This is a genomic window from Kribbella polygonati (genome assembly GCF_050320105.1).
Lineage (GTDB): Bacteria > Actinomycetota > Actinomycetes > Propionibacteriales > Kribbellaceae > Kribbella.
The window spans coordinates 5255985-5282529 of the sequence record NZ_CP190129.1 but is presented as its reverse complement, the minus strand read 5'-3'; the positions used below and the strand labels follow the sequence as shown (position 1 = coordinate 5282529).

At 69.3% G+C, this 26545-nt stretch carries 18 protein-coding genes, 1 tRNA gene and 2 pseudogenes; 9 read left to right on the top strand and 12 right to left on the bottom strand.

Annotated elements, in window-relative coordinates:
- Window positions 1-33: 33 nt before the first annotated feature.
- A complete protein-coding gene (locus ACQHIV_RS24955) occupies window positions 34-1419 on the top strand; it encodes an MFS transporter (RefSeq protein WP_427885612.1) in 1386 nt (461 codons plus the stop codon).
- Complete coding sequence (locus ACQHIV_RS24950) at window positions 1409-1876, top strand: N-acetyltransferase family protein (protein WP_427885610.1); 468 nt, start codon at window positions 1409-1411, stop codon at window positions 1874-1876. The genes ACQHIV_RS24955 and ACQHIV_RS24950 overlap by 11 nt, the downstream gene beginning before the upstream one ends.
- Here ACQHIV_RS24950 and ACQHIV_RS24945 read toward each other — a convergent pair.
- The 7 genes from ACQHIV_RS24945 to ACQHIV_RS24915 form a co-directional block, all read right to left on the bottom strand.
- Window positions 1861-2580: an endonuclease/exonuclease/phosphatase family protein gene (locus ACQHIV_RS24945; protein WP_427885608.1), complete on the bottom strand. Its 720-nt coding sequence runs from the start codon at window positions 2578-2580 to the stop codon at window positions 1861-1863. The two genes, ACQHIV_RS24950 and ACQHIV_RS24945, sit on opposite strands and share 16 nt — an antisense overlap.
- 12 nt (window positions 2581-2592) lie before the next feature.
- The gene (locus ACQHIV_RS24940; protein ID WP_427885607.1) at window positions 2593-3396 is read right to left on the bottom strand and encodes an SDR family NAD(P)-dependent oxidoreductase; all 804 of its coding nucleotides are present in this window, start codon (window positions 3394-3396) and stop codon (window positions 2593-2595) included.
- A complete protein-coding gene (locus ACQHIV_RS24935; protein WP_427885606.1) occupies window positions 3393-4712 on the bottom strand; it encodes an FAD-binding oxidoreductase in 1320 nt (439 codons plus the stop codon). The genes ACQHIV_RS24940 and ACQHIV_RS24935 overlap by 4 nt, the downstream gene beginning before the upstream one ends.
- 94 nt (window positions 4713-4806) lie before the next feature.
- The gene (locus ACQHIV_RS24930) at window positions 4807-5937 is read right to left on the bottom strand and encodes a serine hydrolase domain-containing protein (protein WP_427885605.1); all 1131 of its coding nucleotides are present in this window, start codon (window positions 5935-5937) and stop codon (window positions 4807-4809) included.
- A gap of 42 nt (window positions 5938-5979) precedes the next feature.
- Complete coding sequence (locus ACQHIV_RS24925; protein WP_427885604.1) at window positions 5980-9000, bottom strand: PQQ-dependent sugar dehydrogenase; 3021 nt, start codon at window positions 8998-9000, stop codon at window positions 5980-5982.
- Window positions 9001-9137: 137 nt separating this feature from the next.
- A complete protein-coding gene (locus ACQHIV_RS24920; protein ID WP_427885603.1) occupies window positions 9138-9968 on the bottom strand; it encodes a class I SAM-dependent methyltransferase in 831 nt (276 codons plus the stop codon).
- Between the two features lie 51 nt (window positions 9969-10019).
- The gene (locus tag ACQHIV_RS24915) at window positions 10020-12845 is read right to left on the bottom strand and encodes a BTAD domain-containing putative transcriptional regulator (protein WP_427885601.1); all 2826 of its coding nucleotides are present in this window, start codon (window positions 12843-12845) and stop codon (window positions 10020-10022) included.
- A 24-nt stretch (window positions 12846-12869) separates the two neighbouring features.
- On the opposite strand from ACQHIV_RS24915, the gene ACQHIV_RS24910 reads away from it, so the two are divergent.
- Window positions 12870-13760, top strand: a complete 891-nt coding sequence (locus ACQHIV_RS24910) for a GIY-YIG nuclease family protein (RefSeq protein WP_427885599.1) — start codon at window positions 12870-12872, stop codon at window positions 13758-13760.
- Window positions 13761-13785: 25 nt separating this feature from the next.
- Window positions 13786-14421 (top strand): SecDF P1 head subdomain-containing protein, encoded by a 636-nt coding sequence (locus ACQHIV_RS24905; RefSeq protein WP_427885597.1) that lies wholly within the window; start codon window positions 13786-13788, stop codon window positions 14419-14421.
- On the opposite strand, the gene ACQHIV_RS24900 is transcribed toward ACQHIV_RS24905, so the two are convergent.
- The 3 genes and pseudogenes from ACQHIV_RS24900 to ACQHIV_RS24890 form a co-directional block, all read right to left on the bottom strand.
- The gene (locus tag ACQHIV_RS24900) at window positions 14411-15148 is read right to left on the bottom strand and encodes a TrmH family RNA methyltransferase (protein WP_427885596.1); all 738 of its coding nucleotides are present in this window, start codon (window positions 15146-15148) and stop codon (window positions 14411-14413) included. The genes ACQHIV_RS24905 and ACQHIV_RS24900 overlap by 11 nt on opposite strands.
- A 4-nt stretch (window positions 15149-15152) precedes the next feature.
- Window positions 15153-15449 carry a DUF4287 domain-containing protein gene (locus tag ACQHIV_RS24895; RefSeq protein ID WP_427885595.1) on the bottom strand — a complete coding sequence of 99 codons (297 nt, stop codon included), beginning with the start codon at window positions 15447-15449 and terminating at the stop codon, window positions 15153-15155.
- 68 nt (window positions 15450-15517) lie between these two features.
- Window positions 15518-16908, bottom strand: a pseudogene (locus ACQHIV_RS24890) (pyridoxal phosphate-dependent decarboxylase family protein).
- A 48-nt stretch (window positions 16909-16956) separates the two neighbouring features.
- On the opposite strand from ACQHIV_RS24890, the gene ACQHIV_RS24885 reads away from it, so the two are divergent.
- Window positions 16957-18276: an MFS transporter gene (locus ACQHIV_RS24885; RefSeq protein WP_427885594.1), complete on the top strand. Its 1320-nt coding sequence runs from the start codon at window positions 16957-16959 to the stop codon at window positions 18274-18276.
- A gap of 32 nt (window positions 18277-18308) precedes the next feature.
- Window positions 18309-18381 (top strand) — tRNA-Thr (locus ACQHIV_RS24880).
- A gap of 12 nt (window positions 18382-18393) precedes the next feature.
- On the opposite strand, the pseudogene ACQHIV_RS24875 reads toward ACQHIV_RS24880, so the two are convergent.
- Both ACQHIV_RS24875 and ACQHIV_RS24870 read right to left on the bottom strand, forming a co-directional pair.
- Window positions 18394-18918 (bottom strand): annotated as a pseudogene (locus tag ACQHIV_RS24875) (integrase core domain-containing protein); the annotation flags it as partial.
- A gap of 15 nt (window positions 18919-18933) precedes the next feature.
- Window positions 18934-19629 (bottom strand): DDE-type integrase/transposase/recombinase, encoded by a 696-nt coding sequence (locus ACQHIV_RS24870; RefSeq protein WP_427885592.1) that lies wholly within the window; start codon window positions 19627-19629, stop codon window positions 18934-18936.
- A 326-nt stretch (window positions 19630-19955) separates the two neighbouring features.
- Here ACQHIV_RS24870 and ACQHIV_RS24865 point away from each other — a divergent pair, with 326 nt between their 5' ends.
- Genes ACQHIV_RS24865 through ACQHIV_RS24855 form a run of 3 tightly spaced genes read left to right on the top strand, consistent with a single transcriptional unit; the run spans window position 19956 to window position 26544 of the window.
- Window positions 19956-21461, top strand: a complete 1506-nt coding sequence (locus ACQHIV_RS24865) for a hypothetical protein (RefSeq protein WP_427885590.1) — start codon at window positions 19956-19958, stop codon at window positions 21459-21461.
- A complete protein-coding gene (locus ACQHIV_RS24860; protein ID WP_427885588.1) occupies window positions 21458-22180 on the top strand; it encodes a hypothetical protein in 723 nt (240 codons plus the stop codon). The genes ACQHIV_RS24865 and ACQHIV_RS24860 overlap by 4 nt, the downstream gene beginning before the upstream one ends.
- Complete coding sequence (locus ACQHIV_RS24855) at window positions 22177-26544, top strand: hypothetical protein (RefSeq protein ID WP_427885587.1); 4368 nt, start codon at window positions 22177-22179, stop codon at window positions 26542-26544. The genes ACQHIV_RS24860 and ACQHIV_RS24855 overlap by 4 nt, the downstream gene beginning before the upstream one ends.
- The last annotated feature ends 1 nt before the right edge of the window (window position 26545 follow it).

The following is a 26545-nucleotide window of genomic DNA, read 5'->3' as shown; positions in this document are numbered from 1 at the left end:
TCGTACATACCTGTTCAACTTAAGGACGAGATCATGAATCAACCGGACCCGCGGCGGTGGCGGCTGCTGGGGTTGCTCGCCGTCGCGCAGTTCATGCTGATCCTCGACGTGACCGTGGTCGCGATCGCGCTGCCCAACATCGAGACGGACCTGCACCTGCAGCGCGAGACGCTGACCTGGGTGGTCAGTGCGTACACGCTGATGTTCGGCGGCCTGATGCTGCTCGGCGGTCGCGCCGCCGACCTGTTCGGCTCCCGCCGCGTCGTACTGGTCGGCCTCGCCGTCTTCACGCTCGCCTCGCTGGTCACCGGCCTCGCGAACGGCCCGGAGGTCCTGCTGGGCGGCCGGGTCGCGCAGGGGATCGGCGCCGCGATGCTGTCCCCGGCAGCGCTTTCCGTCGTGACGAAGACGTTCGACGGCGAGGAACGGAACAAGGCGCTCGGGATCTGGTCCGCGATGGGCGGCGGCGGTTCCGCGATCGGCGTACTGCTCGGCGGCCTGCTGACCGCGGGACCCGGCTGGCAGTGGGTGTTCTACATCAACCTGCCGATCGGCCTGGTCGTGTTCGTCGTGCTGTTCCGGATGCTCCCGGCCGGCACGCCGGGCGAGCGGCAGGGACGCCTCGACGTACCGGGTGCGCTGCTGGTGACCGCCGGCACCGGTACCGCGATCTACGCGCTGATCAACGCCGGCGACCGCGGCTGGTTGTCCGTCGCGACGCTCGGCACCCTGGCCGGCGCGCTTGTCCTGTACGGCGTGTTCGCGTGGGTGCAGCGCACCGTCCGGTCGCCGCTGATGGACCTCCGGATCCTCGCCCGCCGATCCGTTGCCTCCGGCACCTTGATGCTGCTGATCGCGACCGCGCTGATGATCTCGATGTTCTTCCTCGGCTCGTTCTACCTCCAGCACTTCAAGCAGTACGGCGCGCTGCGCACCGGGCTGCTGTTCCTGCCCGTCGCGATCGCGGCGATCGTCGGCGCCCATCTGGCCGGTCAGTTCGTCGGCAAGGCCGGCGCCCGGCCGATCGCGATCGCGATCGCCGGATTCCTGCTCACCGCGATCGGTGTCGCGGCGCCCGCGCTGTGGGACGGCGCGGCGGTGGTGGTGACCGGGATGGCGGTCGGGACGATCGGGCTCGGCGCGGCGTTCGTGGCGTCGTCGACCACGACGTTCGCGCAGGTCGCCCACCACGAGGCGGGGCTGGCGTCGGGCATCCTGAGTACGTTCCACGAGTTCGGGGCGTCGCTCGGTGTCGCGGTGGTCTCGAGCGTCGCGGCGGCGAGTCTTGCCGGTACGGTGACCACCGGGTTCACCCGGGGCTTCACATTCGCAGCGGTCACGGCCGCGGTGGCTGCCGCGCTGACGCTGATCGTCGTACCGTCGTTCGAGCCTTCAGGGGAGACGGCTCATGTCCATTGAGATTCGCCGCGCGGAGAGCGCGGACGCGGAGACCGTGCTGACGATGCTGGGGGAGCTGGCCGCCTACCAGGATCAGCGCGCGGACGTGACGGCGGAGGTCGCCGACTGGGAGGAGTTCCTGGACCGGCCGGACGTGATCGTGCTGGTCGCGTCGGTGGACGGCGCGGTCGCGGGGTACGTGTCCGCGCTGCGGCGCCCGTACCTGTGGGTCGGCGGCGACCAGCTGGCCCTGGACGATCTCTATGTCCGCAAGCCGTTCCGCGACGCCGGCGTCGGTCGTCGGCTGATGCTGGCGCTGGCCCGGATCGCCCTCCCGGAACGGCTCCCGATCAGCTGGGGTCTGCGCCTGGTGAACACGGCCGGCTACCGCTTCTACGAACGCCTCGGCGCGCGCCTGGTCACGAAGACGGCGGCCAGTTGGCCGGCGGACGCGTACGAGCGTCAGCTGAAGGAATAGGTGGCCGCGACCGGGTAATGGTCGGAGGCGAACCTGAGCAGGACCGAGGCGGCTGTCGGCACCAGCTGCGAACTGTGCAGCTGGTAGTCGATCCGCCGGGCCGGCAGCGGAACCGGGCTGGTGAAGCCGGGACCGAACCCCTTCTCCCGCCAGGTGTCGGCCCACAGCGCCGTCAGCGTCTTGACCTCGGCCGACGTCGGTACGGCGTTCAGGTCGCCGACGAGCAGCGTCGCTTCGGGAGCGCTTTTCAGGAGCCCGACGACGGCGTTCGCCTGCTCGAGGCGCTCGCCGCTGTCGACCGTGCTGAGATGCGTGTCGGCGAAGCGCAGCGGCGTACCGTCCACGTCGATCAGGGTCTCCAGCAGGCCGCGCTGCTCGCTGCCGGCGTGCAGCGGGAGCAGGGTGTTGCGTGAGTCGACGATCGGGTACTTCGAGAGCACGAGCGTCCCGTACTGCCGGCGCGGCTTGCCCGGCTCCGCGGGATCCCAGTCGAGGTTGGCGGCGAAGACGTGGTGCATCTTCAGTCGCGCCGCCAACCAGGACGGCTGGTCCTCCCAGTTGCTGCGCTCAGCGAAGTACTTGTCGACCTCTTGCAGGCCGGCCACGTCGGCACCGGAGGCTTCGATCGTCTGCGCGACCCGTTCGAGGTCCAGCTTGCCGCCCAAACCCACGCCGTGGTGGATGTTGAACGTCAAGGTCCGCATACCTCAAGCCTTTCACATGGCTCTCACCGACAGGTCCTGCCAGTCTGCCCAGGTCTTCAAACGGTCCGCATACGCCTGCTGTGCCATCGGGTAACCCTGAGTGCCGAAGAAGATCCGGAGCGGCGGGTTGGGTGTGTCCGCGAGTTCGAGGATCGCACGTCCGGCGGCGTCCGGGTCGCCGAAGTCGGCGGCCGCGACGTACGCCGTGAGCGCCGCGCGGAGGTTGTCGTACAGCGGGATCCCGGCGGACTGCACGCCGCCGGTGACGCCCTCGGTCGCGTACCCGCCCGGTTCGAGGATCGTGACCTTGACGCCGAATCCCGCGACCTCCTGGGCCAGCACTTCGCTCAGCCCTTCGAGCGCCCACTTCGACGCGCAGTACGCCCCACCGAGCGGAAGCCCGAGCAGGCCGGCGACGGACGACACCTGGATGATGCGGCCGTCGCCCTGGTCCCGCAGGTACGGCAGGGTCGCCTGGACGACCCAGAGCGGACCGAAGAAGTTCGTCTCGAGCTGGTCCCGGAGCTGCGACTCGTCGAGCTCCTCGACCGCGCCGGATAGCCCGTACCCAGCGTTGTTGACGATCACGTCCAGCCGGCCGAAGTGCGCCTGCGCCTGTTCGACGGCCGCGAAAACGCTGCTCTTGTCGGTGACGTCCAGGACCAGCGGAAGTACTGCGTCGCCGTACTTCGCGCTCAACTCCTTCAGGTCTGTCCGCGCGGTCGCGGCCACCTTGTCGCCGCGGGCCAGCGCGGCCTCGACGAACGCCCGGCCGAGGCCGCGGGACGAGCCGGTGACGAACCAGACCTTGCTCATGCCGGCCGCACGTTGTGGTTGCCCGAGAAGGCGTTGCCGGAATCGTATTTCCGCTTGATTCCGGCCAGCCGTTCGTACGTCGCGGCCGGGTACACGTCGGTGGGATCCTCGTCGGACAGGAAGTTCGCGTACGCGCCGTTCACGTGCGGACGCAGCGTCTCCCACAGCTGCTCGCGACCCGGCCGGGTCGCCTCGATCACCGGCGGCGGGCCGATCGTCGTGGTGGCGAACATCAGCTCCGCCTGCCGGTGCGCGTACGCCGTCGCGTCGTCCGCCACCCGCGCGACCGCGCCGCCGACGCTGCGGACCGCGATGATCGGCGCGCCTTGCGACGTACCGGCCGCGGCGAGGATCCGCAGTACCTCGGGCACCGAATCCTTGTCGACAAAGGCACTTCGGGTCACCAGCTGGATCCCCGGCGGCGGCACCATGCCCTCCTCCAGCACCTCGGCGTACGGCGTCAATACGACGCTGTCGGACAGCAGCGTGCCGAGGTTGCGGATCGGGTCGATCGCCTGCGCGGCGAGCTCCGGGTCGTCACCGTCGTACGCGACCTGGATCTCCAGTGGCGCCTCGGGGCCGCCGAGGAACGGGTTCGCGAACGCGGCGATCGACGTCAGCTCGGCCGGCGCGGTCCGCAGGTACTCCGCCCAGCGCGGCAGCACCTCGGCGATCTCGGCCGCCGGAAAGGTCAGTTTCCCGAAGTGGAGGTCGCTGGTCGGGTGCGCCGCGAACTCGAACGCCGTCACGACCCCGAAGTTCCCGCCGCCGCCGCGGACCGCCCAGAACAGGTCGGCGTTCTCGTCCGCCGACGCCCGGACGACCTCGCCCGCGGCGGTCACGAGCTCGACCGCGACCAGGCTGTCCAGCGCGAGACCGTACTTGCGGACCTTCCACCCGATCCCGCCGCTCAGCGTCAGCCCGCCGACGCCGACGCTCTTCGTGTCACCCGACGAGATCGCCAGGTTGTGCGGCGCCAGCGCGGCCGCGACCTGCCCCCAGGTCGCGCCGCCACCGATCCGCACCGTGTGCTTGTCCTTGTCGACGACCTCGACCCCGGCCTGGCCGGACAGGTCGATCACCACGCCGCCGTCGTTCGTCCCGAACCCCGCGAACGCGTGCCCACCGCCCCGCACCGCGAGCGGCAGCCCGCTGTCCACGGCGTACCGGACAGCCTTCCGTACGTCGTCGACGCTCGCCGGCCGGAGTACGTACGCCGGGCTGCCGGCGACCAGCACGGTCCGGCTCGCCGCGTCGTACCCCTCGTCCTGCGGCCCGAAGACCTGCCCACCAAATCCTTCGACCACTGCAGTCATGACGTTCCTTCGCGTTTGCCCTCATCGAACAAACACCTGACGACCGCCACTCACCACATGTGACGTGAACAACCCCACATCACACAACGAGGGGCTATTTCGTCCCGGTCCGGGGGAGCGCCGCGACCAGACGGCTCGCGCGTGGGTCGCCGTGGCCGATCATCCGGTTGGCGGTGTAGGCGAACGCGATGCCGTGCTCGTCGTCCGCGAACGCGAACTGGCCACCCGCGCCGTCGTTCGCAAGGCTCCGAGGCCCGAGCGTAGGGCGGAACGACGAGTCGAGCAGGAAGCCGGAGCCCCACCGCGCGCCGCCGTCGAAGCCCAGGAACCCGACGCCGGATGACACCTCACCCAACGCATCGTCGACGGTCGCGGTCGACAGCAGCGGCGGCGCACCGTCGAGCCCGGTGATCGACGCCGCGTACACCCCGGCCAGCCCGGTCGCCGACGCGACCGCTCCGGCCCCCGGCAGCTCCATCCCCAGCAGCGCCGGGTCGTTCCACCCGTGCGGTACGTCGAGACCGGGAAACTCCAGCGCCCCGTTCATCGTCACGATCCGCATCAGCAGGTGCTCCGGGTCGAGCCCCGCCGGCCGGCTGTCCGCCTCCGCCAGCCGCGCCAGCGCGGGCAGCTCAGCCGCCGGCAGCCCGATCCACGCCCGCAGGCCGAGCGGGTCCCCGATCACGGTCCGGAAGTACGCGCCCGGCAACTGCCCGGTGATCCGCCGTACCACCTCACCGAGCACGAACCCGAACACGTGTCCGTGGTATTCGTACGTCGACCCCGGCTCCCACAACGGCTGCTGCTCCTCGATCGCCGCGATCACCGGCTCCCACGCCGCGATCTCGTCGAACGTCAGCGTCTTGTCCAGCACCGGGATCCCGGCCCGGTGCCCGAGCACCATCCGGCAGCTGACGCTCTCCTTGCCGTGAGCAACGAACGACGGCCAGTACGTCCCGATCGGAGCATCCAGGTCCAGCCGCCCCTCCTGCGCCAGGAGATGTACGACGACACTCACGATCCCTTTCGCACACGAGAACACCGGCACCACGGTCTCCGCCGACCACGCCCGCCCCGGCGCCGCCTCGCCGTCCCAGAGCTCGACCACCTTGCGGCCACCGGCGTACACGGTGACTGCCGCCCCGAGCTCCGGGAACAACGAGAAGTTCTCCGCGAACGTGTCCGCAACGGCTCCGAACCCGTCCTCCACCCATCCCTCACTCATGCGCCGAACGATAGGCCGACGCACCCCGTCAGCACGATCGAATTACGGCACTGCCCAGCGCTGGTTCACGGCAGCGGTGCACTGGTAGAGGATCAGTTTCGTGCCGTTCGCGGACGAGGCGCCGGAGGCGTCCAGGCAGTATCCGGAGGCGGCGTTCTGCAAGGTGCCGTCGGACGACGGTCGCCATCGTTGGCCGGCCGAGCCGTCGCAGGTCCACAGCACCACCGGCGTCTTCGACGTCGTACCGCGCGCCGCCAGGCACTTGCCCATCGTGCGGATGGTGCCGTCGTCGGTCGACGGGGTCCACTGCTGGTTGACGGAGCCCTTGCAGGTGTAGAGCGTCGTCGGCGTGCCGTCCGTGGTCAGCGCCTGGTACACGTCGACGCACTGGCCGCCGATCCCGACGGCGGACCCGGTGTCGCCGAACACCCCGAACTCCCAGAGCGAGTAGTAGCTCCCGGCAACGGCCCGCTTCGTCGCGACCAGCCGGACGTACCGCGCGTAGATCGGCGAGAACGTCACGTTGTCGGTCCCGCCGTCCCCGGAGACTGTCGCCGAAACCGTCTTCCACGTACGCCCGCTGCCGGACACCTGAATCTGGTACGCCTTCGCGTACGCCGACGACAACCAGTTCATCAGCACCCGGTTGACCACCTGCACGGAACCGAGATCGACCTGGTACCACTGCGCATCGGTCCGCGCGCTCGACCACGCCGTCTTCATCGAACCGTCGACGGCCTTCGCCGGTTCGCGGCCCACAAGATAGGTGCTCGAGGCAAACGCCGGACGCCCGCGGGCCAGATTGTGCTTCAGCCCGTACGACGCCGAGTACGTCGTCGCCACCCGGTCCGGAGCCACGAGGTTGTGATCGCGAGTCCCGCCGTCACTCCACAGCCCGAACCGGTACAGCTCGTTCGCCGTCGGCTGCCCCGGATCCGCCGACACCGACACGCTCGACCCGACGATCGTTGTCGCGGTCAACGGACTCTTCCCGCTCGTGTTCCCCAGCGCGAGCGGCATCCCCGGCGGCCACGAGTTGACCGTCAGCTGCGTCGTGCGCGGGTACAGCAGCACGCTCTTGGTGTCGGTCAACCCGCCGTTGTCCGTGGCCGTCAGCCTCAGTTCGAGGTACGACGGATACTCGTGGTCGGGCGCGACGAACGATCCGCCGGCCCCGGCGAGTGACGTGATCGTGTGCGTGTGGCAGTCGCTCGGGCAGTGGTGCATGATCAACGTCCAGGTCAGCGCCGACGCCGGCAGCGTGCCCTGCTCGGGATCCGTCGCGGATCCGGAGAAGTTGATGGTGTCGCCAACCTTCCAGGTCGTTGCGGGACCAGGCGCGGTGATCGTTGCCGTCGGCGCCGTGTTCGCCACGTCGATCTGCATCGACGTCGTCGTCGACGCCTTCCCGTCCGACACCCGCAAGCGTGCGGTCACCGTCCCGCTGGTCGTGTACGTGTGCTGCACGGTCGCCGCCGTCGAGTCGTCGAACAAGCCGTCGCCGTCCACGTCCCACGCGTACGTGAGCGGATCGCCGTCGGCGTCGTTCGACGCGGTCCCGTCGAAGGTCACGGTCAGCGGCGTCGGCCCGCTCGCCGGCGTGGCGTGGATGATCGCGGTCGGCGGGTTGTTGGTCCCGTTGTACACGTACCGCAGGATCCGGCCGTTGTCGTAGTCCACCGCGAACAGGTCGCCGCCAGGCCCGGTCTGCAGCCGCGTCGCGCCGTACCCCGACGCGAACAGCTGAATGTTCGCGGGATCCGGGAGGCCGTTGCTGCCGGCCATCATCGCCCACGTGCACTTGCGGCTGTAGTCGGTGAAGAACAAGGCCTTGTCGTACTGCGTGGGGTAGTTTCCGCCCTTGTAGAAGGTCATTCCGGAGATCGACGAGCTCCCGGTCGAGCAGGTTCCACCGACCTTGTCGGCGTGGTTGTACGCGTAGTACGGCGCCGCGACCGCCGACGGGCCGGCGGCATACAGGTTCTGGCAGATGTTCAGTTTCGCGGCGGCGTACCCGGGCTGCTGCGCGGGGCCTTCGTAGCAGGGCCAGCCGAAATTGGTGACGCCCGCCTTCGGGTCGACGAGGCGGTCGATCTCCTCCCAGGTCGAGTACCCGACGTCGCCGATCCACAGCTCGTTCGTGCCGGGACGGAACGTGAAGCGGAACGGGTTCCGCAGGCCTTCCGCGACGATCCGGCGCGCGTTCAGGTCGGCGCTGCTGCTCAGCGGGTTGCCGGGCGCGGCCTGCCCGGTGTCCGGGTCGATGCGGATGATCGAGCCGTCCAGCGTGGTCGGGTCGTTCGGCGTCCGAAGGTCCTGCGCGCGGAGCGCACCACCTTCCGCGGTCGGCGCCGTGAGCGTCGCGCCGACCGGCGCCGGGCCGTCGCCGCACGGGTTGTCCGGCGAGAGGTCGGACGGCGGGTTGCTGTTCTGCCCGTAGTCGATGTAACTGAAGCTCCCGCCGTCACCAGCACCCGCGTACAGCATGCCGTCCGGTCCGAACTCGATCGAGCCGATCGAATGGCTCGGGAACACCTGGCACCAGTCCTCGACCAGCACCTGCTCCGCGCCGTTCGCGTTCAGCACCGAGAGTCGCGCACTGGCCAGGCAGCCGCGAGCCGTCGGCCCGGGCGGCGACGGACACGGGTCCGCGTCGGTGTCCGGCGTACCCCACTTCGGCGTCGGGCCGCCGATCAGCCCGTCGTGCGTGTACAGCACGTAAATGCGTGGATCCGTAGGGAAGTTGGGATGCAGCGCGATCCCGAGCAGCCCGCGGTCCCAGTAGTTGTAGACCTCGGTGCGCAGGTCGGCGAACACCTTCGGGTTCGGGTCGTCGAGTGAGTCGAAGACCTTGATCAGCCCGCTCTTCTCGGCCACGAAGACGCGGCCGTCCGGCGAGAACGCCACGTTCGTAGGGCTGTTGAGCCCGCTGAACACGACCTGCTCACTGAAACCGGACGGCGTGACCGCGGCGCGTGCCGGCGCGATCACGGCGAGCGGCAGCAGCAGTACGACACACAATGTGGGCAGCGCACGGCGCAGCCACCGGGAAGATTTCCTCACGAAGCCCCCCAGGCCCGAACTCCGGCGCCTGTCCCCACAGCCCCCTGCAAGCACTCGGATCGCCCGTCAGGATGAACCTTCGGTACGACGCCGCGCAAGACCCGGCAGGCATTCGTGGCCAACCCGCTGTCATCGTTCTACGCGCTGTCAGACCGCCTTCGCTCTCCGTACCACGGACGCCGTCCGGAGCCGCTGACGAACGTGTAGAACCAGCCGCGGAACCGGGGATCCAGCATCAGATCGCCGTACCGGTCGAGGTCGGCGCGAGTCAGTTCGGACTTCGCGATCAACTGGTCCTCGAGCTGCTGGACGTAGTTGCGGTGCAGCAGGCACGCGACCTCGCCACCGGTCGCGGTGAACGAGTACTCGGTGCCCTGTACGTCGACGAGCCCGGCGCCGGCGAGGCTTTCGTCGATCTCGTGCGCCCACGTGTACGAGATGGGGTACTCACGGGCGACGTACGCGTGCGCGACCTCCTGGACACGCAGGTACAGCCGCTGGTCGGCCGCGCTCGGCGCCGTCAGGACCCGCTGACGCGGACCGGTGAAGTCGCCGACCACGAGCGCTCCGCCCGGCGCCAGCGCCGCGACGAGCCGCCGCAGGACGTCGCGGCGACGGGCGAGATGCATCAGCACCAGCCGGACGTGGATGACGTCGAACCGGCCCGGTACCGGCGGCCCGGTGTTGATGTCGTGCCGGTACACCTCGACACCCGGGTAGTCATCCAGCCCCGCCATCCACTTCGTGTCGATGTCGACGGCAACGACCGTGCCGTCCGGGGCGACCTGGTCGGCGAGCCAGCGGGTGATCGAGCCGCCCCCGGCGCCGACGTCCAGGCAGCGCATCCCGGGCCTGAGCCCAAGGTGGTCCAGGGAACGCTTCGTGTGCGGATCCAGCAGTGCTTCCAGATAGTCCAGCTGCCGGCGGCCGAGGTCCGTGGCCGAGTTCAACGCGTATTCGCGGTCCATCTCGTCTCCTCCCCCTTCGTGCGGTACCGGAGATGCTGCCGCGCCGGGCTTTCACGGACCTTTCGCGAGCCTGTCCTCCAGTACGCCGGCATCCGCGCACCCGAGTCGCCGGAAGACGGCGAGCGCCCGCCGCCAGTACGCCGGCCCGTCGCCGCCGAGCTGCTGCTGGACGTCGCCGATCCCCTGCAGGGCAACGGCTTCGTCGTACGGCGAACTGCTGGCGACCGCGATGTCGAGCGCGGTCCGGTGCTGGGCGAGGGCCTGCTCCAGGTTGCCGTCCAGCCGGTACAGCTCGCCCGCGGAGTTGTGGACGGTCATGCCGACCAGCCGCTCGTTCGCGCGGGTGGCGACGGCCAGGCTGTGCTCGATGCAGGCGAACGCGGCGTCGCGGCGTCCGAGCCGCCAGTACACGACGGCCAGCGGCGCGATGAAGGCCTGGATGAGTTTGTTCCCGGTCTGGAACGCGATCGCCCGGGCCTGCTCGAGGTGTTCCTGCGCCTGCCGGTAGTCTCCCGCGCGTTCGTACATCGCTCCGAGCAGCATCTCGGCGTCGATCCGGTCCCGCGGCCGCGCCGGGTCGGCGTACCCGAGGGCTGCCCGGAAGTGGTCGGCCGCGGCCGGATAGTCGCCGAGCAGCCGGCTCAGCCAGCCGAGATACGTCAGCGCCCCGAGCCGGCCGAGGCGGCTGCCGTCCGGTAGGTCGAGCGCATCCTGCAGGTGCTGCCGGCCGTCGGCGTACTGCCCGAGCCAGATCTCGACGGTGCCGAGGTTGACCAGCTGCAGTTGTCGCGTACTCGCCGAACCCAGTCGCTCGTAGCAGGTCAGCGCCTGCCGCATCCGATCCTTTGCCTGATGCAACTGTCCGAATCGCCGGTGCACCGAGCCGATGTAGCGGTACGCGTCGCCTTCTGCCTTCAGGTCCCCGAGTTCACGCGCGGCGGTCAGGCTGCTGCGGAACACCGCGAGCGCGTCGTCGTGGTAGCCGCCGAGGCTGAAGTAGCGGCGCAGCGCCGTCGCCAGCTGGATCGTGGCGGTGGGCATCCCGTGGCGGTGCGCATGCTCGGCGACCGTGACCAGGTTCGTGCGTTCGGCGTCGAGATCCTCGGCGGTTGCGGCGATCTGGAGGTAGTGGCGGTACAGCCGCATCCGGGCGGCCGTACGCGTCGTCTCCGAGTCGGTACTCGCGGCGAGTTCCGCGGCGTACGCGCGCAGCAGATCGTGCGCGCGGTACCGTCCAGGCGCGATCTCGTCGAGCAGGTGAGCGCGGCGCAGGGCGGTGACCGCCGTACGGGCGTCGGCGTCGAGCAGCGCGGTCATCGCTGTCAGGTCCGCGTCGTGCCCGGGATGCAGACCGAGCCGCCGGAACAGCCGCGCCGCCTCGGACGGCAGCTGGTGGTACGACCACGAGAAGACCGCGCGTACGGCGGTGTGCGGATCGCCGCCCGCGTCCAGGACGTCGAGCGCCCGTTGGGTGTCGGCGAGCTCCTCGGCGAGCGGCGCGAGGCTGCCGGGGAGACGTTCGTTGATCAGCTCGGCGACGATGCGCAGGGCGAGCGGGAGGCGGGCACAGTGATCGACCAGGGCGCGGGTGGCCGCCGGGTCGTCGATCCGGTCGCCGGCCAGGGCGCGGAGGAGATCCGCCGAGTCCGGTTCGCTCAGCCGGTCGAGGAGGATGCGGTGCGCACCGTCGCGGGCGACCAGCCCGGCGAGGGTGTCCCGGCTGGTGACCAGCACCTGCGCGGACGGTCCGCCCGGAAGCAGGGGCCGCACCTGTTCCGTCGTACGGGCGTTGTCCAGGACGACGAGGATGCGGCGGCCGGCGAGCAGCGAGCGGAACCGGGCGGCGCGCTCTTCGCGGTCGGTCGGGATGTCCGTCCCGTCGACGCCGAGCGCGCGCAGGAAGCCGGCGAGGACGTCCTCGGGCGTCATCGGTGGATCGGGGCCGTAGCCGCACAGGTCGACGTACAGCTGGCCATCGGGGAACCGGTCGCGGACGCGGTGCGCCCAGTGGACCGCGAGGGCGGTCTTCCCGACGCCGCCGGTGCCGGAGATCAGTACCGGGCGGGCGATTCCGTCGAGCTCGGCCAGTTCGGCCTCGCGGCCGGTGAAGCCGTTCACGTCGTGCGGCAACTGCGCGGGCAGGATGTCCGGTGCCGGTTCGCCGGTGAGGATGTGGTGGTGGATCTCGCTGAGGTACGGACCGGGTTCCTGGCCCAGTTCCTCGACGAGGATGCGGCGGATGTCGCGGTAGATCTCGAGAGCACGGTCCTGCCGGCCGGCGCGGTACAGCGCCAGCATCAGCAGGCCTTGCAGGCGTTCCCGCAGCGGGTGCGCCTGGGCGTGCTCGGCCAGCTCGCCGACGATTGCCGTATGTCGGCCGATCGCCAGCTCGGCGGCGTACAGCTCCTCCAGACCGGTGAGTGCGAGATCGGTGAGCCGCTGGGTTTCACCTGCCAGCGCGGGCGAATCCGCGTCGCTGAACGGGACGTCGCGCCAGAGTCTCCGGGCCGCTCGCAGCAATTCCACGGCCTGCCCCGGATCGTTGCTGACGGCACCGATCCCGTCGTCGATCAGCTGCTCGAAACGCTGGGCGTCCAGCTCACCGGTCTCGACCCGAAGCCGGTAGCCGCCGGCCACCGAGGCCAGCCGCGCGGGGTCGCCGAGCGCCCGCCGCAGCCGATGCACCTGGATGTAGAGCTTGCTGACGCCCTGCTCTCCCCAGAGCGCCTCCGCCAGGCCGTCCGCCGGGACGGTCTGGTTCGCGCGGGTCAGCAGGACCGCCAGGAGCACGCGCTGCAGGCGACCCGGCAACGGCACGACGTCCGTACCCCGGGCCTGGACCGGCCCGAGAATCCCGAACTCCATCTTGGGTGGCATCCATCGGGAGCGTAGCGTGAGCGGGTGTCAGACCTCGGGGTACGCGCGTTGCCGACGGGGCCGGGGGTGTACCGGTTCCGCGACGACGCGGGCAAGGTGCTGTACATCGGCCGGGCGTGGAACCTGCGGCGCCGGGTGCAGTCGTACTGGACACATCTCGGCGACCGGCCGCACCTCGCCCGGATGGTCCGGCGGATCGCCCGGGTCGAAGGGGTCTGGTGCGACTCGGAGCACGAAGCGGCCTGGCTCGAGCGGAACCTGCTCGAGCACTCGAAGCCGCGGTGGAACCGGACCGAGGGCGGCGCCGAGGTGGTCGGGTACATCCGGCTCGGCGACGGCGCGCGGCCCGGGCTGCGGTTCGAGCACACGGTGAGTGGTACGGCCGCACACTTCGGGCCGTACCTCGGTGGCCTGCGGATCCGGCAGGCGATCTCCGGCCTGCACCGCGTACTGCCGTTGCAGTACACCGTCGAGGGCGACGGGTCGGCCGAGGAGTTCGGGCGGCTGTTCGGGATCGGGCCGGGCGACCGGGAGGCGCTGGCCCGTACGGCGGTCGCCGTACTGGAGCGGGATCCGGTGGCCGTGGACGCGTTGCGTGGCGAGCTGGTGCGGCGGCGGGACCGGGCGGCGGGGGAGCTGCGGTACGAGTTCGCGGCCAAGGTGCAGGGGGAGATCGAGGCGCTCGACTGGATCGTCGCCGAGCAGAAGGTGGCGTGGCTGGAGCCGCGGGACGCGGATGTGTACGGGTGGGCCGACGGCGTGCTGGTGCGGTTCGAGCTGCGCGGCGGCCGGATGTGTACGTGGACGTTGCGGGCCTGTGGTGCGGCGGCCGCCCGGGAGCGGGTGGCGGGTACGCCGGAGCTGTGGCGGACGTTCGCGCAGCGCAACGCGGAGCTCGCGGCTCGGCTGCGTTGACTTCCTGGTTACCTAGCATGTGCGTATGACGCAGCCGCCGGGACCGCCCAACGAGCCGCCGCCGTACCAGCAGCCTTGGCAGGGCTACCAGGGTCCGCCGCCGAAGCGGTCGCGGTTGCCGTTGATCATCGTCGGCGGTCTGGTGCTGGTGCTCGTCCTGCTGGTCGGCCTCGGCGCGTTCGTGTTCCTGACCAGCAAGAGCGATGAGAAGCCGGCTGCGAAGGAATCCCCGGCCGCCAGCACCAAGCCGTCCGACCCGAAGGCCGTCGAGTTCCGACGCGTACTCACCAGCAAGCCCGGGACCTGTCCGACTCCGGCGCGCGACGGTACGGCGTGCGACGACAAGGGCACCGTCTACACGGTTGGCAAGGTCGAACTGGACGGCAGCAATGTCACCGAGGTCAAGCCGAGCTACAACTCCACGAACAACTACTGGGCCGTGAACATCACGCTGGACCCCGACGGCGCGAAGCTGTTCGGCCAGTTGACCGCCGGTCTCGCCAAGCAGGACCCGCCGGCGAACCTGCTCGCCATCGTCGTCCACGGCCAGGTCGTCTCGGCCCCAGCGGTCCAGTCCGAGATCTCCGGCGGCCAGGTCCAGATCACCGGCAACTTCACCCGCGACGACGTCGAGGCCCTCGCGAAGAAGATCACCGGTTAGTGACCTCGAACGCGACGATCGCCGCGGCGACCGCGACGTTCAGCGACTCGACGCCGGCATGCAGCGGGATCCGCAGGTCGGAATCGGTGGACACCGTGATCCCGTTCGTCTCCCCGCCGAGCACGTAGACCGCCCGCGGCGCCAGCTCGGCCCGGAACAGCGAGTCCTTCGACCGCGCCGCCAACCCGTACACGTGGTACCCGGCGGTCCGCAGCAGGTCGACCGCGGCCTTCGCGGTCGACGTGTTCACGATCGGCGCCTGGAACGCGATGCCGGCCGACGCCTTGATGACCAGCGGCCCGACGTGCGGCGTACCGGCCCGGGGCAGGATCACGCCGTCGAACCCGGCACCGGTCGCGGTCCGCAGGATCATCCCGACGTTCCCCGGATTGGTCACGCCGTCGAGCAGGAAGACGTTCGTCGGACGCTTTCCGCGGGCCCGGACGAACTCCTCCAGCGGCGTCATCCGCGGCGCGTTCACGTCCGCGACCACACCCTGGTCGTGCTTGCCGTTGCCGGCCAGCCACTTCACCCGGCTCGCCGTCGCCCGCTCGACCGGCGTCCCGTACTTCTCCGCGGCCCGGAGGATCTCCTGCATGGAGCCTCCGGTCGCGTTGTCCGCGAGCACGACCTTCGCCACCGACAGCTTCGGATCCTGCAGCGCCTCCAGCACCGGCTTGCGGCCGTAGACGGTGATCCACTTGTCGCGCGGCGATTTCTTTTCCACCCGCCTACCGTAGCGCCGGGTTGGTTGCCTTCCCGTCCAGCCACAGCATGTTGCTCGGGTCCGCGTGCGTGCCGTTGCTGCCGACATGCTTGTCGCTGATCCGCGCGCCGTTCTTGATCACGTGCACCAGCGCCATCCCGTGCCCGCGGCCGAGCTCGTAGTCCGCCTTGAGCCAGTCCAGGATCGTCCCGGCCTTGACGTCCGCGGCGCCGTACCCCCGGCTGATGCCCTCGTCGACCAGCTCCCGCGGGGTCTTGCCGGTCTTCTCCTCGATCTTGTCCAAGTACGCCTGGAACGACATCGTTTCCTCCTGATCGGTCGTCGTACATCCCTGCGTCGAGCGGCCCGGGCGGAAATCGACACGACCGCTCAGGAAACTCTGCGGAACGTTTTGAGCACGGCTTCCGCCGAGCGGTCGATGTCGGCGCGCCCGGTGGTCCAGTTGGTGACCGAGATCCGCATCGCGGCCCGCCCCTGCCAGGTGGTGCCGGACATCCAGCACGTTCCTTCGTCCTGGACCGCGCCGACCACCCGGCGGGTGACCGCGTCGTCGTCCCCGAAGCGCACCAGCACCTGGTTCAGTACGACGTCGTTGAGTACGTCGGCGCCGCCGTCGCGGAGCGCGTCCGCGAACCGGGCGGCCATCGCGTGACAGCGATCGACGATCTCTGCGATCCCGGTTCGGCCGAGCGTCCGAATCGCGGCGTACACCGGGATCCCGCGGGCCCGCCGGGAGAACTCGGGGTTGTAGTCGAGCGGGTCGCGTTCGCCGTTCTCGTCCTGGATCAGGTACGACGCGCGGATCGACATCGCGGCCCGGTGCGCCTCCGGGTACGCGCAGAGCACCAGACCGGAGTCGTACGGCACGTTCAGCCACTTGTGCGCGTCGGTCGCCCAGGAGTCGGCCAGCTCGACCCGTCGAGGAGCGGTGCGAGCCGTGAACTGACCGCGGCCCAGAGCCCGAACGCACCGTCGACATGCACCCACGCCCCGTTCGCGTGCGCCACCTCACAGATCTCCCGCAGCGGGTCGAACGCCCCGGTGTTGACGTTGCCGACCTGCGCACACACCACAGTCGGAACGATCCCGCTGGCGGCGTGGTCCTGGAGCGCGGCGATCAGTGCGTCGGGACGCATCCGGCCCTGGTCGTCGACCGCGATCGGCACGATGCAGTCCGTACCGAGGCCCAGGAACCTGAGTGCTCGGTCGACCGTGTCGTGCCGCTCGGCGCCCGCCAGCACCCGGACCGCCGGCGCCCCGATCAACCCTTGGCGCTCCACGTCCCACCCGGCGCGCCGCAGTACCTCGTGCCGCGCGGCGGCGAGCCCGGTGAAGTTCGCCATCTGCGCGCCGGTGACGAACCCGACCGAGGTACCCGTCGGCAGCCCGAACAGCTCGGTCAGCCACCCCGCGGTGACGTCCTCGATCACAGCGGCCGCGGGCGAGGCGGCGTACAGCCCCGCGTTCTGGTCCCAGGCCGTCGTCAGCCAGTCGGCGGCGAGCGACGCCGGCGTCGCACCGCCGAACACGAACCCGAAGAACCGTCCGCTCCCACTCGGCAACAGTCCGTCCTCGACCCCCGCGGCGAGCCGGGCGACCACCTCGCGCGGATCCGACGGCCCGGCCGGCAGCGGCCCGCCGAGCGTCGCATGCAGCTCCGCGGCGCTCGCCCGCGGGCCGACCCGCCGCTCCGGAAGCCTGGCGAGATACGTCGTCGCGCGCTCGTACGCCTCGGTCAGCGGCCCCTCCCAATCGACCATGCCTCCTTTGTACGCCCCATTCCCGGCCAGGGCGCGTACAGTTCGCGCATGCAAATCCGGAGTCGGTGGTCGGCGATCGTCGGCTACTCCCTGGTCGGCGCCGCGACCCAGCTCGTCTGGCTGAACTTCGCCGGCGTCACGACCGTCGCCGCGGCACGGTACGGCGTGTCCGAAAGCGCGATCGGCTGGCTCGCCCAGGTCTTCCCGCTGCTGTACGTCGTCCTGGCGATCCCGTGCGGCCTGATCCTGGACCGCTGGTTCCGCGCCGGCCTGGTCGCGGGCGCCGTACTGACCGCCCTCGGCGCGGTCGTCCGCCTCCTCGGCGACAACTTCGGCTGGCTCCTCGCCGGCCAGATCCTCGCCTCGATCGCCCAGCCCCTCGTCCTGAACGCCGTCACCGGCATCACCGGCCGGTACCTGCACGAAAAACACCGCCCCACCGGCATCGCCGTCGGCACCGCCAGCATCTTCGCCGGCATGGTGTTCGCCTTCCTCCTCTCCGCCCTCTTCACCACCGCCGCGTCCCTCCCGACGATGCTCGTGACAACCGCCGCCTTCTGCGTCGCGGCAGCCGCCGTACTACTGGTAGTCCTCTACACCCGCCCCACCCTGGCCCCCGAACCCGCGGTCCCCGGATCCACCGTCTCCGGACCCACCGTCCCCGGACCCGCCGCCGCAACCACGCGCGAACCCGCCGTCTCCCGCGCCAACGAACCCGTGCCACCCCACCAGCCCGGCCTCCCGCCCGAGCCCGCCGTACCTCTCGCGGCCGCCGCCGGCCGCCACGACAAGGGCGCGCTGGCAGCCGCCTGGGGCGATCCGCTGATCCGCCGGTTGTGCATCCTCGCGATCTTCCCGTTCGGCGTATTCGTTGCCATGAGCACCTTCGCCCAGGCCCTCCTCGAACCCGCCGGCGTCACCGGCGGCACCGCGAGCACGATCCTCCTCCTCCAGGTAGTAGCCGGCGTCATCGGCAGCGCGACCATCCCCATCCTCGTCGTACGCCGCCGAGCCGAATCCCTGCTCCTGGTCATCAGCCTCACCACCACCGCGGCCGCCTGCGCCCTCCTGGCCCTCGCCCCCAGCACCGCCACCGGCTTCCTCTCCATCACCGTGATCGGCCTACTCCTCCTCCCAGCCCTCCCCATCGTCCTGGAACTGGTAGAACGCCGAACAGGCGAAGCCGAAGGCACAGCCGCCGGCCTGATCTGGATGGCCGGCAACCTGGGCGGCCTGGTAGTAGCCGTAGCCGTAGGCCTCCTGGTCCACCACCCCACCGCAGCCTTCCTCCTGATGGCCGCCATAGCCCTGACCGCAGTCCCCGGCGCCCGAGCCCTCCACCGCCCGATAACCGAACTCCGCCCCTAGCCCCCGATCCTTTACTATGTACCCGCACACCGGCCGGTGTGGCGCAACTGGCAGCGCACCGCTCTTGTAAAGCGGGGGTTAGGGGTTCAAGTCCCCTCACCGGCTCTCTGTGATCTCTCAAGAGATCCCGGACGGACCGGACCCCTGTTTGGGGTCCGGTTTTCTGTTTTTGGGTGGTGGGCCTGGGGGTCGGCCGAGGGGTTGGTAGTCGCGGGTGGGGTCGAGGGTGAGCTCGCGGAGTAGTTCTCCGGTGGCGGCGTTGACGATGCGGATGTGGAGGTCGTCGACGAGCTTGAGGACGGGGGTTCGGGCGTGTTCGGTGCCGAGGCCGATGTGGTGGAGGCGGCCGGCGCGGCGCAGGGTGAGTTTGCCGGCGTGGTCGGTGATGTCGTGCAGGACGCGGTAGTGGGTATCGGTGGAACGGTCGGCGCCTGGGCCGGTTTTGGGGCGGGCTTGGTAGGCGGTGGCCGGGGTAGCGCGGTGGGGCAGCGACCGGTGCGGGCGGGCGTGGTTGTAGATCTGCACGAAGGTGTCGAGCAGTGCCTGGAGTTGGTCGAGATTGGTGGGCTGGTCGGGTTGCGCGGCCAGCCAGTTCTTCATCGTCTGCTGGAACCGTTCGACCTTCCCGCAGGTGGTGGGGTGGTGGGGGCGGGAGTTTTACTGGACGATGTGGAGGCGGCGTAGTTCGGTTTCCAGGCTGTTGCGGCCGCCGCGGCCGCCGGCGAAGCGGGTGGTGTAGACGAGTCCGTTGTCGGTCAGTACCGAGGCTGGATAGCCATGCTGGGCTGCGGTTCGAGCGAACGTGGCCGACACGATCTGGCCGGTGATGCGCCGGTAGGCCGAGACGTGCAGGGCGTAGCGGGAGTGGTCGTCGAGCCAGGTGATGGTCTCGGTGTCGCTGCCGTCGGCGAGCCGGTAGTGGGTGAAGTCGGACTGCCAGGTTTCGTTGGGCTGCTCGGCCTGAAACCTGATGTAGGAGCTCTTCGGCCGTTTGTTCGGCTGCGCGACGACTAGGCCTTGGCGCACCAGAACGCGGGCCACGGTGCTGGCCGAGACGGTGATCTGGTGATGGTGGCGCAGGTGCCACACGATCGTGTCGGGGCCCGCGTCCAGACCGGCCTCGGCCAGTTGCTTGCGGACCGTGATGATCAGGTCGACCGTCGACTGTGGCGTTGTGGTCGGGCTGGTCTTGGGGCGGCGTGAGCGTGGCTCGAACGCCGCTTCGCTCTCGGCGCGGTACCGGGCCAGGAGTTCGTAGACCCATGAGCGGGACACGTCGTAGGCCGCCACGACCTCGGCGGCGCTGCGTCCTTCGATCTCGATCGCGGTGACAACCAGCCGGGCTTTGGACACACCCGCAGCATCAACACCATTCCGCCGAAGCCCTCAGACCCAGTCCGGTATGTCCTGAGAGATCCGTCCGGTATGTCCTGACGGAGAACACCCTCACCGGCTCTCTGACCTGCGAATATAAGTCGGGCGTGATGACCTCGCGGCCCCCAAGTCATCGTTTACTCATCACTTTGCGCGGCTGCGTCCCGGACGTCTGAGTCCTGTGCGACGCGGAGGCCGGAGCTCCCAGGCGGCCTGAGTGACGTTTTGTTAAGGTTGGGTTGCGGACAGTCTTCCTGGGGAGGGGGTTGCGCGGAGTGAGTGAGCTTCCGTCCGTTGGGTGGGCTGTGTTCGACAGTTCTTTCGGTGGGCGGGTGCGGGCGCTGCTGCGGCATCGGCCGCTCGCTGAGGCGGCGGACAATGCCGGACGGCAGACCTGGGGCGCTCATTCGTACGACGTGGTGACGTTGGCGCTGGCCGCGATCGACTCGGTGATCGCCCGGCAGGGGTTCGACGACGAGGTCACGTACGACGAAGTGGTGGCCGGGCTGTCCGCGCTCGCTGCCGCCGCACATCCCGAGTACCCGGTCGAGGAACACGAACAGGTGGCGAGGTATGTCGTCGACTCGTTGCTCAACCGGCGGGAGCGTGAGACGCCGTACCGCTACCAGATCTCGATCTACAGCCGCGACGACGGCGTCGTACGGCACCGGGACGTTCCGGCCGAGTTCCGGTTGCTGACCGAGTACGAGGACCACGCGCGTGGCGTCAACGTACTGCGTGCGTCGGCCGACGCGATCAATGCGTTGGTGGGCGGGTTGGAGTTCGACGTCGAGGACGAGCAGGCCGCGATCGAGCTGATGCTTGCGAGGCAGCTCGAACGTGGAGCGTTCGGGCAGGCCGAGAAGGCCGCGGAACGGTCGAGGTTGCTGTCCGTGCGGTACGCCGACGAACTGCGAACGCTCCTGGCCGACACCACCCGCGACATCCGGACGGTGCTGGACCAATGGGCTGAACAGGTGCCGGTGCAGCTCGAGCGGAACCGCACACATCTCGAGGAACGCCTTGCTGCCGAGGCGAAGCTGCTCGAGCACGTTCGCGGCGCGCTGGACGCGCCGGATTCTGAGCTGGCCGTCTCCATCGCGGCTGCGCGGATCGCTGCTCTGCTGGAGGAGTGCCGGCGGCGACACACCGAGCTTCACGGGCGACTGGTCAGTGCACGCACGACGTTCCTCGACGAGCAGACCCGCCAGTCGTTCCGCCCGGTCGGGGGGCTGCGCAATCCGGACCTCACCGACGACATCTTCCTGCCGTTGCTGGGCTTGCGAGCCGACCTCGCCGTCGAACCGGCCGAGACGTTCGCGATGTCGATCGCCGGTACGCGCGTACCACGCATGGTCCGGCTCGCCGACCTCGTCGACGATCTGCTCGCCCCGCGTCGCGGAACCGTGATCGAGGATCCGCCGGATACCGATGAGGAAATCGGTGATCCGGAGCCGCCGGCGGTTCCACCGGAGGTCCTCATGGCCGCCGCCGACGTGGTCGATATCGTCGAACTCCCCGCACGGCTGTCCGAACTGTTGCTGGCGGCAAGGGTCGCGGACCTGCCGGGCGAGGTCGATCGGGACGCGGTGGAACGGGTCATCGCGCTTTCGGTGCTGTGGAGCTACGCGCCTGAATCGGTCGAGGACTTCTCGCTGGCGGTGGACGCGGCGGCCCGCGTCCTCGGACCGACCGCCGCGGTTGACGCCGACGACACTCCGATCGCTGTGTCTGGTTGGTCCGGGGATGACCTCATCGTCGGAGCGGACGAGGAAATGCTCGCGACGTACGCCGGAGGGGAGCGGTCGTGACGCTCAGCCAACGTGATCTGGCCGATGTAGGTGTCCTGATCGGGTGTGGCCTGCGTCCGAAGTGGCGGCCGGCCGCGGATTCGGACTACCGGACGCTGCTCGGCCGGTACCGCACGGACACCGAGTTCCGCGGCGCCGTCGACAGCGTGCTCGAAGGTCTCGAAGTGCAGGTTCTGTCCGAATCGGACCTCGGCCTGGTGCTCGGCGTACGGCGGGAGTCGGTGTTCGCGTTCCGCCTGACGGACCTGCCGAACGTCACCGGTGTCAGCGATCGCCTGCTGGTCGGACTGGTCAGCGTTGCTGTGGCGGCGTTCGCGTTTCCCACTCCGGCGGACTTCGACGACGATCGCGTGCGGTGGGTTTCGGTGGACGAGATCGAACGCTTCGTTCGCGACGTGTGTGAGCAGGTGAAACGAAACCCGGATCTGGCGTCGAGGCAGGAAGAGTCGTTCGAGGAAGCCTGGCGGACGTTCGATCGGTTGTCACCCGGCTACAAGGCGGACAAGGGCCGCGGGAAGGCGCGCCGATCGCCGGCATCGTCGACGTACTGGGTGGCCAGCGTGCTCGGCTGGATGGTCGATCAAGGACTCGCTCGTCCGGACGCCTCGCGGGGTCCTGAGGCGTTTCAGTTGCTCGAGCGCTTCCGGATCCAGGCCCGGGAGCTCGCCGGGAACGCCACGTACGCCGTCCTTGCGGCTGTTCGGGGTGATGAGTCGTGACGTACCAGCTATCGCGGTTCCGATTGGCGAGCATCGGGGATCGGGCGGCGCGGTTCAACGATCTGGTGACCGATCTGACCTCGGCGGACGGCGAGCCGACCGACTCGATCCTCTGGCTGCGTAACGGCGGTGGTAAGTCGAGCCTACTGTCACTGTTCTTCGCGTTGCTGCTGCCGCTGCGGAAGGACTTCATGGGCCGCGCGGTCAAGCGCCAACTGGAAGACTACGTCGCCTCGGGGGACACCAGTCATACGGTGGGCGAGTGGGTGGCTCGGTCAGAGAATGCTCTGCTACCGGCGCAGCGGCTGATCACCGGGGCTGTCTACGAATGGGTCGACCGGAGGAAACCGGTCGACCCGGATCGCGACCGCGACAAGCTCAAAGCCTGGTACTACAGCTTCTTCGCCGTACCCGGTGTACTCGAGCTGGAGCAGTTGCCGGTCACCGACGACACCGGGCGACGCAGGCCGCGTGCGGAGTTCATTGAGCAGCTGCGCGAGATCGCGGCATCGCGGCCGCAGGAGTTCCTGTTCACGATCACCGAGCAGCGCGGTGCATGGATGGAGACGCTCACCAGCCGTGGTCTCGATCCGGCGCTGTTCGGCTATCAGAAGGAGATGAACCACTCCGAAGGTGGCGTGGCCGAGCTGTTCAACTTCCCGACGACCGGCAGGTTCGTGGATTTCCTGATCGATCTGACGGTGGACAGTGCGCAGCCCGACCTGGTAGCGGCCAACCTCCGAAAGATCATCGACGTACTCGGCCGCAAGCCGGATCTGCTGGTGGACCGCGACTTCTGCGGCGAGATGGCGGAGAAGCTCGACGTGCTGGCGGAGCAGCACCGTCTGGCCATGGAGGCGGAACGTGAAGCCTCCGGCGCGCGACTGGCCGCGGCGCGATTGGCCGGGGCGCTTCGCAGCGCCGCAGCGGCTCAGCAAAAGGATGCTGATTGGTTCGCGGAAGAGCGGGAGCGGTTGCGCAAGGATGCCACGCGGCTCGACAGCGACCGGAACCGGATGAACGATGTGGCGAACGAGTTCTTCAGGGTCGCGGCCGGTCATCGACGGACAGCAGCGGAAGCGGCGTGGACCGAAGCAAAAGGCGAAGCGGGCACGGCGAAGGACGAGAGTCTCGCGTGGGAGGCGGTTCAGTCGCTGGCGGAGCAGGTGGAGGCGGAGCGAGCAGCGTCCGCCGTACGGGCGCAGCTCGCTGAGGAGGAGCAGAAGACCGCGCCGCTACGCGAACAGCGGGACGAGGCCGCGGCGGCCTTGAAGGGGCGCTACGAGTCGCTGGCAGATGTGGAGAGCGGCGACGAGGCCGAAGCGGTCGAGGCTGCCGAGGAAGCCGACTCGAGCGCCGAGCAGGAGACGGTCATCGCTGACAACCGTCGAGAGAAGGCTACCGAAGCCACTGTCAACGCGACGGCGGTTCGCGGTCAGGTGATCCAGATCGAGGAAGCGATCGAGGTCGCGGTCAGCCGGGGAGATCTCGCGGACGCCGGCGTGAGCCCTACAGCCGCGGTGGCCCAGGCACGGGCGGAGCGGCGTACGACCGACGAGGAACTGGGTGCCGTTCGGACCCGCCGGGCGGAGCGACCCGAGTTGCGGAAGTCTCTGGCAGAGAGGGCGATCCGGGCGGTGTCCGACCGAGCTACCAAGGTCGGCGAGCGCGATCAGATCACCACGGAGAAGACGAAGCTGGCGGCGCGCGTCGATGCGCTGGCGACTGATGCCAGACTCGCCGAGCTCACGCAACTCGAAGACGGTGGACGCCTGAACCTGTGGGCAGAGGCCGCTGATCTCCGCGCTGCGCTGACCCACGCGGCGTCGACGGCTGAGTCTGCCATCGTCGATACCCGGGTCGATGCGGCCGACGACAACCGCGCCTTGGAAGGGCTTCGTACGGACGACTTCTTGCCGAGTACGCGCGATGCGCAGCGTGCCGCGGAGTACCTGGTCGCGGCCGGAGTGTCGGCGCGACCCGGCTGGCATCTCCTGCGCGACCTTGTGACGGAGTCGGAACGCGCCGCGGTGCTGGAGAAGGCTCAGGTTGCTGAACTCGCCGCGGGTGTCGTCGTCGCCGATGCCGACGCCGACGTTGCCTGGGGTCTCGTCGAAGGTGGCGGATGGCGTCCGGTTGCGCACGTCACGTTGAGTACGGCGTCGCAGTTGCAGGCGGCGTTGAATTCGGCTGCTCCGGACTGGTGCGTCTTCCCGAACGATCCGGCGCTGTTCGATCCGGCGGCAGCGGACAGCGGCCGGGTGGAGCGCGAGGCTCGCCGGCAAGAGCAGGATCAGCGCATCGACGTACTTCACGAGCAGGCGACCGCGGATCGCGCTCTGCTGGCGATGCTGGAGTCCCTTCTGCAGGACTGCCCGGCCGATCACCTTGACGCGCTCGAGAAACTTATCGAAGCCTACGATGCGGCGATCGAGGAGCTCGAGGCGACAAAGCGTTCACTCGACGGACAGGTCGAGCAGCTCGATCGGGACGACACGGCGGATGCGGCCCGTGAGAAAGAGCTAGCTCGTCAGATCGAACTCTTGGCTGGGAAGATCGAGCGTCTCGATTCGCTGGCCGGGCAAGTCTCCGAGCTGCCATCGCTGCAGAAGGCGATCGAGCAGTTTGACAAGGACGCGGTGGAGCACCGCGCGGCCGCTGACGAAGCTTCGGGCCGTGCACGCGAATTGCGGGCGACCGCGCAAGGAGCGCGCGACCGGGCGTCCGGGCACAAGGCCAACCGGCAGCGATATCTCAGCAGCGCCAGGGAGATCGTCCTGCTCGACGCCGGCCGTCAGGCCGTGGACTCTCGCGAACTGCTGTCGGTGCTGCGGGACCGGTTCAAGGATCTCGATGCGCGATGGCACGCCGTCGCGTCACAGTCGGTGCTTGCTGAACGACTCAATGGTCTGACGGATCGTGTGGGACGGGCGAAGCGTGCGCTGAGTGCCTACGAGGCCGCGGTCCAGGCCCGGGCCGCGGAACTGCTCGAGACGGCTGACGGACAGGATGCCGAACGGCGTGACCACGCCCGTTCACGGTCGAGAGAGGCGGCCGACGTCGCACAACGGCGACTGAGCACCACCGAGAACGAACTGCGGCAAGCCACCGACGAACTCAAGCAACGGACGCCGAAGGACCGGCCGCGTCATGCGCAGCTGGAGGTCGAACCGGCGACCGAGGACGATGCGCGGCGGCTGGGCAACGCCGAGGCTGGCCGGGCCACTGAGGTGAGCGGCCAGGTCACCGCCCTCCGCGGGGATGCTGAAGAGGCAGGCACAGCTGCGGCTGAAGCGAGCACTGCGGCTCAGGTGTTCGAGCAGCAAGCGAACCGGCTGCGTGACGCTGCTCTGCCGGCCGTCGTACCCGACGACGTGCCGGCGTACACGGACGACGATGCGGAAGCCCAGCTGGAGCAACGGCTGAACGAGTTGAAGACGGCCGTCGAACAGGCAACCGTAACGGCCCGTGCGGTGGACAGCGCGGTTGGCGGAGTACGCCGCCTGGCCTCGGAGGCCCGGTTCGCGAAGATCCCCGATGCGTTCCGGGACCGGTTCACAGCCGACGAGTCCGACGTACTCGCCGCGCTCGCGGCAGCGCGCTCGGCCGAGTTGCGGTTGCGCCGTACGACGATCCAGGGGCAACTCGACGACATCGGGCGGGATCAGCGCCTGGTGGTCGTCGAGGTCGCGGCGATGGTTCGCGACGTGTTGTCGACGCTGGACGCGGCGCAGCGACATTCGAAGCTTCCCGGAACGTTGGGTGGCTGGGGCAACGAACACTTCCTGCGGATCAGGTTCAACCGTCTCAGCAGTGAAGAGGAGCTTCATGCGCGGATCGACAACGTCGTCGACCGTATCGTGGCCGAGAACTCGAAACCGGAGGGGCTGACGCTGCTCAAACGCTGTGTGCATGAGGCAGTCGCGCCGCGCGGGTTCGCGGTCAAGGTGCTGAAGCCGAACAGCGATCTCGCCGTGGAGCCGGTCGAGGTGACTCAGCTCGGGAAGTTCTCCGGCGGCGAGAAACTCACCGTATGCGTGGCGCTCTACTGCACGTTGGCTCGATTGCGGGCGGTCAATCGCGGTCGGGGCAAGGGCGCGCTCGGCGGTACGTTGGTGCTCGACAACCCGTTGGGTACGGCGAGCCACGTGGCACTGCTGCGGTTGCAGCGGGACGTGGCGGCGGCGCACGGCGTACAGCTCGTGTACACGACCGGCGTCGAGGATCTTGGTGCGGTCGGGCAATTCCCGAACGTCCTGCGGTTGCGGAATGCGCCAGGAGTATTGCGAACCCGGCGGTACGTCGTACTCGACGACGGCATCACGAGTGCGCGACTGAATCGGGAGGAGGAGGGCGCGCCGTGAC